This is a genomic window from Buttiauxella agrestis (assembly GCF_900446255.1).
Classification (GTDB): Bacteria; Pseudomonadota; Gammaproteobacteria; order Enterobacterales; family Enterobacteriaceae; genus Buttiauxella; species Buttiauxella agrestis.
Map to the genome: position 1 here is coordinate 90551 of NZ_UIGI01000001.1, position 13654 is coordinate 104204.

Sequence of the window (13654 nt, forward strand, 5' to 3'; positions counted from 1 at the left end):
TCACCCCAGTCACTTACTCAAGTAAGCTCCTGGGGATTCTCTTCCTTGCCGCCTACCCACAGCTTGAATTATTTAGGGTATAAAAATTTCCTATGGTGCGCGAGCCGCGCTCCACTTATCAGACATCAGGAACCGCGCTTATGACTAATCCATTGCTGACCCCTTTCGATCTGCCGCCGTTTTCCGCTCTTAAACCTGAACATATCGTGCCAGCCGTGCAGCAAGCGCTGGATGATTGCCGTGCGAAAGTCGAAAGCGTGGTAGCGCAAGGCGCGCCTTATAACTGGGATAATCTTTGCCAGCCGCTGGCAGAAGTGGACGACCGCCTGGGCCGCATCTTCTCGCCGGTCAGTCATTTGAATTCCGTGCAAAACAGCGCGGAACTGCGTGAGGCTTACGAACAAACGCTGCCGCTGCTGTCTGAGTACAGCACCTGGGTTGGGCAGCACGAAGGGCTTTATCAGGCGTATCGCAACCTGCGTGACGGTGCGTTTTATGCCGATCTGAGCGTGGCTGAGAAAAAAGCTGTTGATAATGCACTGCGTGATTTCGAGCTTTCTGGCATCGGTTTGCCGCCAGAAAAACAAAAGCGCTATGGCGAAATCGCTGCGCGCTTGTCTGAACTGGGTTCGACCTACAGCAACAACGTGCTGGATGCGACTCAGGGCTGGACGAAACTGATTACTGACGAAGCACAACTTTCTGGTATGCCGGAAAGTGCACTGGCGGCAGCACGCGCTCAGGCCGAAGCCAAAGAGCAAGATGGCTGGCTGCTGACGCTGGATATCCCAAGCTATTTGCCAGTGCTCACTTACTGCGACAACCGCGAACTGCGCGAAGAAATGTACCGCGCCTATGCGACTCGCGCATCCGATCAAGGCCCGAATGCAGGCAAGTGGGACAACACGCCAGTGATGGAAGAAATTCTGGCGCTGCGTCATGAACTGGCGGAGTTGCTGGGCTTTGGCAACTACGCGGAAAAATCTCTCGCCACTAAAATGGCAGAAAACCCGCAGCAGGTGTTGGAGTTCTTAACCGATCTGGCGAAACGTGCGCGTCCACAGGGCGAGGCCGAACTGGCGCAACTGCGCGCGTTCACGCAAAAAGAATTTAACGTCACCGAGCTGGAACCGTGGGACATCACCTATTACAGCGAAAAACAGAAACAGCATCTGTACAGCATCAGCGACGAACAACTGCGCCCGTACTTCCCGGAAGATCGCGCGGTAAACGGCCTGTTTGAAGTGGTGAAACGCATTTACGGTATCACTGCGAAAGAGCGCAAAGACATCGACGTCTGGCATTCCGATGTGCGTTTCTTCGAGCTGTATGACGAGAAAAATGAGTTACGCGGCAGCTTCTATCTCGACCTGTATGCTCGCGAGAACAAGCGTGGCGGGGCGTGGATGGACGATTGCGTTGGCCAAATGCGTAAAACTGACGGTTCGCTGCAAAAACCTGTCGCCTACCTGACCTGTAACTTCAACCGCCCGGTCAATGGCAAACCCGCGCTGTTTACTCATGACGAAGTGATCACGCTGTTCCATGAGTTCGGCCACGGTTTGCACCACATGCTGACTAAAGTCGAAACCGCGGGCGTTTCCGGTATCAACGGCGTGCCGTGGGATGCGGTCGAGTTGCCAAGCCAGTTTATGGAAAACTGGTGCTGGGAGCCGGACGCGCTGGCGTTTATCTCCGGCCATTACGAAACCGGCGAACCGCTGCCAAAAGAGCTGCTGGACAAAATGCTGGCGGCGAAGAACTACCAGGCGGCGCTGTTTATTCTGCGCCAGCTGGAGTTCGGCCTGTTCGACTTCCGTCTGCACGCTGAATTCAACCCGGAGCAGGGCGCGAAAGTGCTGGAAACTCTGGCTGAAATCAAGAAGCTGGTTGCGGTTGTGCCATCGCCAAAATGGGGCCGTTTCCCACACGCCTTCAGCCATATCTTTGCGGGCGGTTATGCGGCGGGTTATTACAGCTACCTGTGGGCGGATGTGCTGGCGGCAGATGCGTTCTCACGTTTTGAAGAAGAAGGCATTTTCAACCGTGAAACCGGGCAATCATTCCTTGATAACATCCTGACTCGTGGCGGTTCAGAAGAGCCGATGGAGCTGTTCAAACGCTTCCGTGGCCGTGAACCGCAACTCGATGCGATGCTGGCTCATTACGGCATCAAGGGCTAATCCATTCTGTGAAAATCTGTTTATTAACTGAAGCAGGCGCCGACTCCGGCGCCTTATCTCTTTTAAGTGAGCGCTGGGGTCTTGAGCACGATGAAGACTCCCTGATGGCGCTGGTTTTGACACCTGACCATCTCGAATTGCGTAAGCGCGACGAGCCAAAACTCGGCGGCATTTTTGTTGATTTTGTCTCTGGCGCGATGGCGCATCGCCGCAAATTTGGCGGTGGGCGTGGCGAAGCGGTGGCAAAAGCGGTTGGCATCAAAAGCGGCTATCTGCCGGACGTTGTCGATGCGACAGCAGGGCTTGGGCGCGATGCGTTCGTGCTGGCGTCTGTAGGCTGCCGCGTGCGGATGCTGGAGCGTAATCCGGTCGTGGCGGCGTTGCTCGACGACGGTTTGCGCCGGGGTTACCAGGATGCGGAAATCGGCGGTTGGTTGCAGGAGCGTTTGCAGTTGATTCACGCTTCCAGTCTGACGGCGTTAAGCGATATTACGCCGCGCCCGGAAGTGGTCTATCTCGATCCGATGTTTCCGCATAAGCAGAAAAGCGCGCTGGTGAAGAAAGAGATGCGTGTGTTTCAGTCGCTGGTGGGGCCGGACGAAGATGCAGATGGTTTGCTGTTGCCTGCGCAAAAGCTGGCGACAAAACGTGTGGTGGTGAAACGCCCGGACTACGCGCCGCCGCTCGGTGGCGTGGAAACGCATAACGCAGTGGTCACAAAAGGCCACCGGTTTGATATTTATTCGGGAACGGCGGTTTGAATCATCGAAAAAGCCCCGCAGTGCGGGGCTTTAAACTAAGTGATTCGGGTGAGTGAGCGCAGCCAACGCACCTGTAGCGTGAAAGACAATGGTATAACTTAATCTTCATCTTCGTCGCGCAGTGGAACAATCAGCATATCAACGTGAACGGTGTTGATCAGCTGACGCGCAGAAGACATCAGTTTGCTCCAGAAATCCTGGTGGTGCCCGCAGACCACTAAGTCCATATCGTATTTCTTAATCGCATCTACCAGAACCTGGCCCAAATCGCCGCTACCGCTCAGGGTTTCAGTGATTGGATAACCTGCGCCAGTCGACAGCTCGCTCAATGCGTTATGAGTTTCTTCAGAAATGCGTTTTTGCATATCGCCAAGATTTACATCGATCAATCCGGTATAGAGATCGGAGTAATTTACATCGACATGAATCAGGGAAACCTTCGCGTTGTATGGGCGAGCCATAGAAACCGCTTTTTCCACCAGTACTTTGCTCTCCGGGGAGAGGTCTACCGCGATTAGAATGTGTTTGTAAGACATAATTTTACTCCTTCCATAAGTTGTCGATGACCAGCCTGGTCGGATAACACGATACGCTGCATCTGTGCCATCCGCGTCTAAAGACCTAAATTGTAGATGATATTTCTACCCTATAGCGAATGATAGAAATCGTCAATGTGCCACCGCTGTATACATTGAAGCCCCAAATAGCCGTAATCGCTTTGATAAAGATTAATGATGTGGCAAAAAAATTAGCGGATCTCCTACACTATTAAATGAGCCGTTCCGGAATATACCCGTCGTCTTTCAAGTTGCATGTGCGTTGGCTCAACGGTCTTTCTGGTTTTCGGGGTGAGCGGTTGCCCTGGAGTGATGTTCTGGGGCTTCACCGGGAGGGGTATTATGATGATCAGCACCGTCGCACTTTTTTGGGCGCTTTGTGTAGTTTGTGTTGTGAATATGGCGCGCTATTACTCATCTTTGCGTGCACTGCTGGTGGTACTTCGCGGTTGCGATCCGCTGTTGTACCAATATGTCGATGGAGGCGGTTTTTTTACCTCACATGGCCAGCCAAGCAAACAGATTCGCTTAGTGGGCTACATCTATGCTCAACGTTATCTTGACCATCACGACGATGAGTTTATCCGCCGCTGTGAACGTCTTCGCCGCCAGTTTATTTTGACCAGCGCGCTATGCGGACTTGTGGTGATTAGTCTTATCGGTTTGATGATTTGGCACTGACAGTTTGAGCACATAAAAAAAGCGGGCCAGTAAACTGACCCGCTTTTTGCTTTTTGGTGACTACACAAACCTTAAATGAAGTGCAGTGAAATCCAGTAAAGAGAACCAGAAAGCAGAATCGACACCGGCAGAGTAAACACCCAGGCCATCAGGATGTTGGTTACCGTTTTACGCTGCAAACCGCCACCATCAACCACCATCGTCCCCGCTACGGAAGAAGAAAGCACGTGAGTGGTAGAAACCGGCATACCGGTGTAGCTCGCAATACCGATGGAGACGGCGGCTGTCATCTGCGCGGACATACCCTGCGCATACGTCATGCCTTTCTTGCCAATCTTCTCACCGATAGTTGTCGCCACACGACGCCAGCCAATCATAGTACCGAGGCCAAGCGCCAGAGCGACCGCCATGATAATCCAGATTGGTGCGTACTCGATGGTATACAACAAGTCAGTTTTCAGCTCTTTCAGGAAGCGCTTATCGTCCGGTTTGGTTTCCGGCAGTTTAGCGACTTTCTCTGAAGTATCAGAGATGCACAGCAGCAGGCGGCGCATATGGCTACGCTGCTCGATGCTCAACTTGTCGTAGCTGTCGATATTGCCCAGTAGCTCTTTCGCACGCTGCACTGCAATCATGGCGCGGCTGGCGTCACAATGGAATTCAGCAGGCTTATCCTGGCCCTTCACTTCTTCAGGGGTTGGAATAGCTGGGTTCAGATCGACAACGTGCTTAATCGCATCGCCGTGCTGCGCGTAATACTGCTCAAGGTGCGTAATGGCATCACGGGTACGAGCAATGTCGTAACCGGAAGCATTCATGTTCACCACGAAGCCTGCAGGCGCAACGCCAATCAATACCAGCATGATTAAGCCGATACCTTTCTGCCCGTCGTTTGCGCCATGAGAGAAGCTCACGCCAATAGCGGAGATAATCAGAGCGATACGCGTCCAGAATGGTGGCTTTTTCTTGCCGTCTTGTTTTTCACGCTCGGCAGGAGTCAGGTGGATACGGCGGCGCTTTTTGGTGCCGCTCCAGTAGCGACGTAGCAAAAAGATTAACCCACCCGCAATCACCAGACCCACAATTGGAGAGAGGATCAACGACATGAAAATCCCAATCACTTTCGGGATATTCAACGCATCAACAACGGAGGTTCCGTTCATCAATGCATTCGTCAAACCAATACCAATGATGGCACCGATTAGCGTATGGGAACTGGACGCCGGCAGACCAAAATACCAAGTGCCGAGGTTCCAGATAATAGCGGCCAGTAACATAGAGAACACCATGGCGAGGCCATGAGCGGACCCTACGTTCAACAGCAGGTCGGTTGGCAACATATGCACAATCGCATACGCCACGCTCAATCCGCCGAGCAGAACGCCGAGGAAGTTAAATAATGCTGCCATTGCCACCGCAAGTTGCGATCGCATTGCGCGAGTATAGATAACTGTTGCCACTGCGTTTGCAGTGTCATGGAAGCCGTTGATCGCTTCGTAGAAGAGAACAAATGCCAGAGCAAGTAATAACAAAAGCCCGGTATGTAGATCCAGGCCATTAAACAGAAATTCCATAGACGTTACGCCATTTTGAGGACATGAACGCGGCGCATTATGTAAGACAACTCCGTAATGCGCCAACAGAAATATGGACTTTTCTTGATGTTTGTCCTTCCTGGGTCAAACAATGAAAAGATTTACATATTTATTTTCAATCACCTGCAATTGTTAAGACGCATTTAGCTGGTGCGACCAGCCCGCTATCTTTACAATTCCTTGCATTAAGCATAGTCGGGAGTAGGTCGTGGAAAAGTTTGATGCCGTAATTATTGGTGCGGGAGCCGCAGGAATGTTCTGTGCAGCGATGGCTGGGCAGGCGGGAAGCAAAGTGCTACTCATCGATAACGGTAAAAAACCAGGCCGTAAGATTCTGATGTCAGGGGGAGGTCGCTGCAACTTTACTAACCTTTATATCGAACCTGCAGCTTATCTCAGCCAAAACCCTCATTTTTGCAAATCTGCGCTCGCACGCTACACCCAGTGGGATTTTATCGACATGGTCGGTAAGCACGGTATCGCGTGGCATGAGAAAACGCTCGGCCAACTTTTTTGTGATGAATCAGCTCAACAGATAGTCGATATGCTGGTGGCCGAATGTGATAAAGGGCAAGTGACCACGCGCCTGCGCAGTGAAGTGTTAGGCATCGAACGTGATGAAAACGGCTACACCATTCAATTAAACGGCGACAGCGTTCAGGCAGCAAAATTAGTCATCGCTACGGGCGGGCTTTCCATGCCGGGCCTGGGGGCTACACCTTTTGGCTATAAAATCGCAGAACAGTTTGGGCTAAAAGTGTTGCCGACTCGCGCGGGCCTGGTGCCGTTCACGCTGCACAAACCGTTACTCGAACAGCTACAGGTACTTTCAGGCGTCTCGGTTCCGTCCGTCATTACGGCTGAAAACGGCGTGAGCTTCCGCGAAAGTTTATTGTTTACGCATCGTGGTCTGTCTGGCCCTGCGGTGTTGCAGCTGTCGAGTTACTGGCAGCCTGGCGAGTTTGTGAGCGTTAACTTACTTCCTGATACCGATCTGGATGAATTGCTTAACGAGCAGCGCAACGCTCATCCAAATCAAAGCCTGAAAAACACGCTGGCGATGGTACTGCCAAAACGCCTGGTGGAGTGCCTGCAACAGCTTGAGCAAATACCGGATGTCACACTTAAACAGCTCAATACCCGTCAACAAAGCGAAGTGCTTGAAACCTTACAAAACTGGCGTGTGCAGCCTAACGGCACCGAAGGTTATCGCACCGCTGAAGTCACCCTTGGCGGCGTGGATACCAACGAACTTAGCTCCCGCACCATGGAAGCGCGTAATGTGCCGGGGCTGTATTTTATCGGTGAAGTGATGGACGTAAGTGGTTGGTTAGGCGGGTATAATTTCCAGTGGGCCTGGGCATCTGCCTGGGCGTGCGCACAGGATTTGGTTGTAAATTAATGAGCAGGGAATCGGCAGCGCTACCTTCAAAACGAGCATTTCATTACGCTTCGTTCAGAAATCTATTTTTCGCGCGTCTTTTAACGGTACTGGGCAACGGTATTGCACCCATTGCTCTGGCTTTTGCTGTGCTCGATATGGGCGGAACGGCTGCTGATTTAGGTATTGTGATTGCCTCACGTTCCGTTTTTAACGTTGCCTTTTTGCTCATTGGCGGAGTGCTCGCCGATCGCTACGCGCGAAGCAAAGTCCTGTTGTACTCATCCGTGATTGCTGCTGTTTCTCAGGCTGTTGTCGCCTGCCTGGTGTTGGATGGATCGGCAACCATCGCGCTATTGGCGGTGCTCGGCGCGATAAATGGCGCAGCGGCGGGAGCGTCGCTACCGGCGTCACAATCAATGGTTCCGCAAACCGTTCCGGTACATTCATTGCGAGAAGCCAACGCCTTTATTCAGTTGGGGATTTACGGCGGAACGGTGCTTGGCGCGTCGCTGGGTGGCGTGTTGATCAGCGTGATGGGACCGGGCTGGGGGCTGGCTGTAGATGCATTAGGATTTGCTGCATCAGCCCCACTTTATCTGATGATCCGCATCCATTCGATACAACCGCAAGGCTCGCAATCCAACATATTGCAGGATTTAAAAGACGGCTGGACCGAGTTTATTTCTCGCTCGTGGGTTTGGGCGATTGTTGTGCAGTTTACCATTGTGAATGCGGCTTTCAGCGGCGTGATGATGATACTCGGTCCGGTCGTCGCAGATGCGACATTTGGCCGCGCGGGCTGGGGAATGGCCATTGCGGCACAAAGCGCTGGCTTGATTGTTGGCTCAGTTATTGCGCTTCGCTGGCGGCCTCGTCGCGATTTACTTATTGGCACCATTCTGACGGCATTTTGCGCCGGGCCGATTGTCGTTCTGGCTTTGCTGCCATCGACACCTATTCTGATGGTGGTATTTTTTATCGCTGGCGTGGGCTTCGGTTTGTTTGGTGTGGCGTGGGCGCAATCGTTGCAAACGCATATCCCGCCGGAAAAACTGGCGCGGGTTTACGCATATGACGCGTTAGGCTCATTTGTGGCAATTCCTGTGGGCGAACTTGCCGCAGGCCCGCTGGCGATGCACTACGGCAATGAAAAAGTCTTACTGGCTTGCGCAGTCGCTGTTCTGCTGGCAACTTTCGCCGCCAGCTTCACGCCGTCCATCAGACGACTCGATAATGCTGCTCAAGTCAGGCAACATCAGGTTTAATGTTACTGGCAGGCTAATGCCAAATCTTTATTTAGCAGGTAAGGGCGCAGATATCCAACGGTGTTGGATAGCGGCAATACATCTTCATGCAATTGAATATTCAGCACCTTGTTGATGTATTCCCGGCGTGCGCGAATACGCTGCCAAAGCTCAGGATAATCAGTTTTAATTTGCTCACGAAGCGCTTTGTCGGCCAGCGCTACAGTGTCTTCGATACTGGCTCCGGCATAGCCTTTGCGCGACGGAATAATGTCGATTTGCAGCAGCATACCGCTGGATAATGGAATATCTGACGCCGGGTAAATTGGCGAACACAGCCACTCTTCATCGGCGACCAAATGGCCAGGATTCAGGTGCCAGTGGTATTCGTCTTTTGGTAAAACCTGCTCAATCAGTTCGTATACTTCATGACCTTTTACGCCAACATGCATCTTCTCAAGCCAGCTCACTACCGCGCGATAATACGGAATGGCGACCACATCCAGATAATCTTTCACGTCGGGATGAAGCTCATCGGCACTACTCACAACGTAAGCCGCGCGGCTGGTTAAACCGCCTTTATAGCTGACGGTTAAAGAGAATTTATCGCCTTTCTGGATTTGCTTATCGGAAGGATATAAATTGGCGTTTTCGAAGCGATCGCCCGTCGCGGCTATGGTTACGACGTTGTTTGCCTGTCCTTCAGCGGCAAGCAGTGCGGCAATCGATTTTTCTGTTTTACCCAGGTCAATTGCATTCAGGGCGGTTAGTGCCGCCGTTGATGCCAGATTTGCACCGTATTCGTAATGGGCGATTTCGTTGGCATTATTGATAATGCGTGCGCCATTGCGCGGCGAGACAAACAGCCCGGTGGCATTAAGCAGCTCGCATTCTGGAGTGAGCGCAGCCTGAAGGGCATGGAAAATAAAAGTCGGGATGTCGAACAGTGACGAGTTGTTGTCGTGGCTGCCGGTGAACAGCTTCCAGCCCGCGATCCCGACGCGCTGTTGTCCATCCAGTCCGGCCTGCTTCAGCATGTCAGTGAGCGAAAGTGCGGTGTCCATCGGCTGGTTTGGCAGTGAAAACCACGGAGCATGAACCACTTTAGCGGGCGTTCTGGAGAATTGTGCCAGCTTGAGGTTTTCATTGCCGAGTACCAGCACCGCCTCGCCATTTTTATGCAGCACCAACAAACCTTCTTCAAATCGCGGAATGAAACCGGTCAGATACTCAAAATTCCCGCCATGTTCTTTGTCTGCGTAAACGACTAGCGAATCAAGATTCTGCTGCGCCATACCCTGCAAAATTTTACGCAAGCGCTCCTGAATCGTCCGAGCGTTTAACACAACACTCGGGACGTTGAGGTAGATTTGAGGCTGTTTGATGGTGGTAAGCGTGATATTAGGCATGGGTCTGTAACTCCGTTTTCTTATCCCCGGGAGAACCTTAACTTACCACTGTGCGAATACTGAGCCTATCCCGGCAATCGAGATTTGGGCCGTCCTGGGCCAAGTAACACCGCCAGTTTTCCGCCACCTTGTGTGGTTTCCATCAAGATTTTGCACACGCTGGTGAGCGGCACGGAAAGTAACATACCGACCGGGCCGAGCAGCCAGCCCCAGAATAATAACGAAAGGAAAACCACGAACGTCGACATCCCCAGCCCGCGGCCCATCATGCGTGGCTCGACAATATTTCCCAGCACCATGTGTACCGCCAGGAATAACGCACCGACCAGCACCATTTCGTAAGTGCCGTTGAACAAAAATGCCTGAATCATCGGTGGAATTGCAGAAATAACCGAACCAATGTTAGGAATGTAATTCAGCAAGAACCCCAGCACGCCCCACATTAGCGCAAACTGCACACCCATCAGTTCCAGCCCGAGCCAGATAATCAGCCCGGTCCACAGGCTTATTAATGTTTTTAGCGCCAGGTAATGCGTCACACCTTTTAAAGCACGGTGCAGGCTGGCGATGTGAATTTTCGGATTGGAAAGGGCAAAACGGAGTTTATAGGGAACGTGGCGCACTTCGAACAACATAAACACCACGGTCATCACCAGCAGTAAAATACTGGCCATCGCGCCGGAAAGGCTGGTCATGAGTGTCGTGGCATACGACATCACTTTCTCAGAATCCATACGCTGCAACATGCGCTCAGGCGATAATCGCAGATGCATAAACGGCAGCATCTTTTCGAGCTCAAAAACTTTTTGCGTCAGCATTTTATTGTACTTGGGCAGCATATCGACAAACTCGCTCATCGACGCTGCCAGCACGCCAACCAGCATGGTCAGCACTACCAACATGGCAAACACGACCATTGAAATAGCCAGCGGGCGGTTCACTCCCCGGCGAATAAGCCAGGTAACTAAGGGGTTTAAGACAATGGCAAAAAACAGGGCCAATAAAAGCTGGACGATAATGTCCGCGGCCGCATGAATCCCGGCAAGAATAATCACCAGTGCAGAAAGCTTAATGAGAATGTGTAGCCCGGTTTTGTCGGGTTCTGGAGAAACCATGAAAAGATCCTGTGTTCGAGGGATCTTCTTAGTGTAGCGCTTCGTTTGTTTCTCACTCGCAGGTCGAGTCTGAAAGTCTGTTGCTGAAATGTGAATCACGACATGGTTATACTGAGGAACGCTGTTTTAAAAGTGATTAACCATGCCTGACCTGACACCCGCCCCGGCAGTAAGTAGTTTCCGACTCAATGTACAGATTGTTTCTGTCGTGATGTTCAATTTTGCCAGCTATATGACGATTGGCCTGCCGCTCGCGGTGTTGCCGGGCTACGTACATGACGTCATGGGATACAGCGCGTTTTGGGCGGGGCTGGTGATTAGCCTGCAATATTTCGCCACGCTGCTCAGTCGCCCGCATGCGGGGCGTTACGCGGATATTCTTGGCCCGAAAAAGATCGTTATATTCGGTTTGTGCGGCTGTTTTCTCAGTGGTGCGAGCTACTTGCTGGCGGCGTTTTGCAGTGCATGGCCGCTGGCGAGTCTGGTTCTGCTGTGTCTTGGGCGCGTGATTTTGGGGATTGGGCAAAGTTTTGCAGGAACCGGTTCAACGCTTTGGGGCGTCGGGGTTGTCGGCTCGCTGCACATCGGGCGCGTGATCTCCTGGAATGGCATCGTGACCTATGGCTCGATGGCGATGGGCGCACCGCTGGGCGTGCTGTTTTATCATTTCGGCGGGCTGAAATTACTGGCGGGAATCATTATGGCGGTGGCGCTGATTGCGGTGCTGCTGGCAATTCCTCGGCCAGCGGTGAAAGCCAGCAAGGGCAAGCCTCTGCCGTTTCGTGCGGTGCTCGGGCGTGTCTGGCCATACGGCATGGCGCTGGCACTGGCATCCGCAGGATTTGGCGTAATCGCCACCTTCATTACGTTGTTTTACGACGCCAAAGGTTGGGACGGCGCAGCCTTTGCACTCACCCTCTTTAGCTGCGCATTTGTGGGCACTCGCTTACTGTTCCCGAACGGTATTAACCGGCTTGGTGGCCTGAACGTGGCGATGATTTGCTTCTCGGTGGAGATTATCGGTTTGCTGTTAGTGGGCTTTGCGGCTGAACCGTGGATGGCAAAAGTCGGCACATTTTTGACGGGGGCAGGTTTTTCATTGGTGTTCCCGGCGTTGGGTGTGGTGGCAGTGAAAATGGTGCCGCAACAAAACCAGGGTAGCGCGCTGGCGACCTACACGGTGTTTATGGATTTATCGCTGGGGATCACCGGGCCATTAGCCGGATTTGTGATGGTTTACGCGGGCGTCTCGGTGATTTATCTGGCGGCGGCAGTGCTGGTTTGCATCGCGCTAATAATGGCATGGCAGTTAAAAAAACGGCCCCCGGTTGAAGAACCGGAGGCCGTCTCATCATCACAACCGTAATTACTTGATGGTGATGGTATTAATGATGTTTTCTGCCGCAGTTTGCGCCGCTTGCTGGTTATCAGCAGGCAGTGTAATTTGCATAGTTAACAGTTGGTTATCAACTTTTCCCAGGATTACAGACGAGTAAGCCGTCTGGCCTTTGGCGGAGATAACGCTGTCTAACTGTTGCAGCGTGTGGCCTTTAATCTCGACGGATTTATTGGTCACGACTTGCAGTTGTGGGTCACGAGCACGCTGTTGATCTTCAAGGCGTTTTGCCAGGGCAGCCAGATCGTCCGGTGTGTTTTCACCCACAATCACAATCACTGCTTTCTGACCGGTGGCGTCAGAATAGACGTGCATGTTATTTGCCTGAGTGCCTAATTTACCGCTCTGATCGGTCATATCGGCGGGGAGTGCAAAGCTGATTTTCCCATCCAGCAGACTGACCGGCTGACTGGCTGCGCTAGCTTGCGCCGCATCGTTCGCTGTCGCCGTTTTGCTGTCGTTGTTATCGCAAGCGGCCAGGCCCAATACCAGCAGGCCGATACCGACATATTTTACCAGGTTACCCATGACTTCTTCCTTTACGTTAGCAAGCCTTTGCGGCCTTCTGCGCATCTTATCACAAGATAATTCAACCACCGTCAACCGGGCTGTAAGGCTGAGTTTTCAGACTTATCTGCCAGCCGTTTCAATAACATATTCAGCACAACGCCGTACATCGGCAGGAAGAAAACGATGCTGATAAGCACTTTGAAGCAGTAATCCACGACCGCGATTTCCACCCAATGCTGCGCCATAAAGGCATCCGGGCTGCGCCAGAAAGCGATAAAGAAGAAGGAAAGCGTGTCGCTGATATTCCCGAACAAGGTCGATGCTGTGGGTGCAAGCCACCAATAACGGCTCTGGCGCAGGCGGTTAAACACATGCACATCCAGTATCTGCCCCAACGCGTAGGCCATAAAGCTGGCGACAGCGATACGAGCGACAAAAAGGTTAAAGTGCAGCAGCGCATCGAACCCTTGCCATGTCCCCATATAAAACAGCGCGGAAATGGCATAGGAAATCACCAGCGCGGGGAGCATCACGGCAAAAATAATGCGGCGAGCCAGCGGAGCGCCGAAAATGCGTACCGTCAGATCGGTGGCGAGGAAAATAAACGGAAAGCTAAACGCGCCCCAGGTGGTATGGAACCCAAAAACCGAAACCGGTAATTGCACCAGATAGTTGCTGGATGTGATCACCAGCAAATGGAATAGCGATAGCCAGAACAGCGCTTTAGTGCGCTGAGTAGAATTGAACTGCGTCATTTTGTAGCCTTTTTAGTGAAAGGGGTGAGGGAACCCTGGTCTTTTTTAAAGCGGGGGCGATGAT

General features: G+C 52.3%; 12 protein-coding genes. 6 read left to right on the top strand and 6 right to left on the bottom strand.

The genetic code is table 11. From position 1 onward, the window contains the following. Positions 1-140 precede the first annotated feature (140 nt). Together prlC and rsmJ are read left to right on the top strand one after the other, a co-directional pair. Positions 141-2183 (top strand): oligopeptidase A, encoded by a 2043-nt coding sequence (gene prlC, locus DY231_RS00420; protein WP_115626882.1) that lies wholly within the window; start codon positions 141-143, stop codon positions 2181-2183. Positions 2184-2191: 8 nt separating this feature from the next. Continuing rightward, positions 2192-2944, top strand: coding sequence for a 16S rRNA (guanine(1516)-N(2))-methyltransferase RsmJ (gene rsmJ / locus DY231_RS00425; RefSeq protein WP_115626883.1), 753 nt, complete (start codon positions 2192-2194; stop codon positions 2942-2944). A gap of 98 nt (positions 2945-3042) precedes the next feature. Here the strand turns inward: rsmJ and uspA are convergent, their stop codons facing one another. After that, positions 3043-3480, bottom strand: a complete 438-nt coding sequence (uspA, locus tag DY231_RS00430; protein WP_034499576.1) for a universal stress protein UspA — start codon at positions 3478-3480, stop codon at positions 3043-3045. A gap of 366 nt (positions 3481-3846) precedes the next feature. Between uspA and uspB the strand changes: the two genes are divergently transcribed. Next, entirely contained in the window at positions 3847-4182 is a 336-nt protein-coding gene (uspB, locus tag DY231_RS00435) for a universal stress protein UspB (protein ID WP_034499574.1), read from the top strand. Positions 4183-4253: 71 nt separating this feature from the next. Here uspB and pitA read toward each other — a convergent pair whose 3' ends face one another. Then, a complete protein-coding gene (gene pitA, locus DY231_RS00440) occupies positions 4254-5756 on the bottom strand; it encodes an inorganic phosphate transporter PitA (protein WP_034499572.1) in 1503 nt (500 codons plus the stop codon). A gap of 229 nt (positions 5757-5985) precedes the next feature. Between pitA and DY231_RS00445 the strand changes: the two genes are divergently transcribed. Both DY231_RS00445 and DY231_RS00450 read left to right on the top strand, forming a co-directional pair. Continuing rightward, positions 5986-7179: a BaiN/RdsA family NAD(P)/FAD-dependent oxidoreductase gene (locus DY231_RS00445; protein ID WP_115626884.1), complete on the top strand. Its 1194-nt coding sequence runs from the start codon at positions 5986-5988 to the stop codon at positions 7177-7179. Then, positions 7179-8426, top strand: a complete 1248-nt coding sequence (locus DY231_RS00450) for an MFS transporter (protein ID WP_115626885.1) — start codon at positions 7179-7181, stop codon at positions 8424-8426. The genes DY231_RS00445 and DY231_RS00450 overlap by 1 nt, the downstream gene beginning before the upstream one ends. Positions 8427-8428: 2 nt before the next feature. Here DY231_RS00450 and DY231_RS00455 read toward each other — a convergent pair whose 3' ends face one another. Both DY231_RS00455 and DY231_RS00460 read right to left on the bottom strand, forming a co-directional pair. After that, positions 8429-9814: a M24 family metallopeptidase gene (locus DY231_RS00455; RefSeq protein ID WP_115626886.1), complete on the bottom strand. Its 1386-nt coding sequence runs from the start codon at positions 9812-9814 to the stop codon at positions 8429-8431. Positions 9815-9879: 65 nt separating this feature from the next. Beyond that, positions 9880-10929: an AI-2E family transporter gene (locus tag DY231_RS00460; protein ID WP_034499563.1), complete on the bottom strand. Its 1050-nt coding sequence runs from the start codon at positions 10927-10929 to the stop codon at positions 9880-9882. Between the two features lie 142 nt (positions 10930-11071). Between DY231_RS00460 and DY231_RS00465 the strand changes: the two genes are divergently transcribed. Then, positions 11072-12295: an MFS transporter gene (locus DY231_RS00465; RefSeq protein WP_115626887.1), complete on the top strand. Its 1224-nt coding sequence runs from the start codon at positions 11072-11074 to the stop codon at positions 12293-12295. On the opposite strand, the gene DY231_RS00470 is transcribed toward DY231_RS00465, so the two are convergent. Together DY231_RS00470 and DY231_RS00475 are read right to left on the bottom strand one after the other, a co-directional pair. Further along, positions 12296-12853, bottom strand: coding sequence for a DcrB family lipoprotein (locus tag DY231_RS00470; protein WP_034499559.1), 558 nt, complete (start codon positions 12851-12853; stop codon positions 12296-12298). A gap of 71 nt (positions 12854-12924) precedes the next feature. After that, a complete protein-coding gene (locus DY231_RS00475; protein WP_034499558.1) occupies positions 12925-13590 on the bottom strand; it encodes a 7-cyano-7-deazaguanine/7-aminomethyl-7-deazaguanine transporter in 666 nt (221 codons plus the stop codon). Positions 13591-13654 lie beyond the last annotated feature (64 nt).

Excerpts from the sequence above, each read along its gene's own strand:
- DY231_RS00460 (WP_034499563.1), bottom strand. The coding sequence starts at position 10,929 with ATGGTTTCTCCAGAACCCGACAAAACCGGGCTACACATTCTCATTAAG.
- DY231_RS00475 (WP_034499558.1), bottom strand. The coding sequence starts at position 13,590 with ATGACGCAGTTCAATTCTACTCAGCGCACTAAAGCGCTGTTCTGGCTA.
- DY231_RS00465 (WP_115626887.1), top strand. The coding sequence starts at position 11,072 with ATGCCTGACCTGACACCCGCCCCGGCAGTAAGTAGTTTCCGACTCAAT.
- DY231_RS00450 (WP_115626885.1), top strand. The coding sequence starts at position 7,179 with ATGAGCAGGGAATCGGCAGCGCTACCTTCAAAACGAGCATTTCATTAC.
- prlC (WP_115626882.1), top strand. The coding sequence starts at position 141 with ATGACTAATCCATTGCTGACCCCTTTCGATCTGCCGCCGTTTTCCGCT.
- DY231_RS00470 (WP_034499559.1), bottom strand. The coding sequence starts at position 12,853 with ATGGGTAACCTGGTAAAATATGTCGGTATCGGCCTGCTGGTATTGGGC.
- uspA (WP_034499576.1), bottom strand. The coding sequence starts at position 3,480 with ATGTCTTACAAACACATTCTAATCGCGGTAGACCTCTCCCCGGAGAGC.
- DY231_RS00455 (WP_115626886.1), bottom strand. The coding sequence starts at position 9,814 with ATGCCTAATATCACGCTTACCACCATCAAACAGCCTCAAATCTACCTC.
- pitA (WP_034499572.1), bottom strand. The coding sequence starts at position 5,756 with ATGGAATTTCTGTTTAATGGCCTGGATCTACATACCGGGCTTTTGTTA.
- uspB (WP_034499574.1), top strand. The coding sequence starts at position 3,847 with ATGATCAGCACCGTCGCACTTTTTTGGGCGCTTTGTGTAGTTTGTGTT.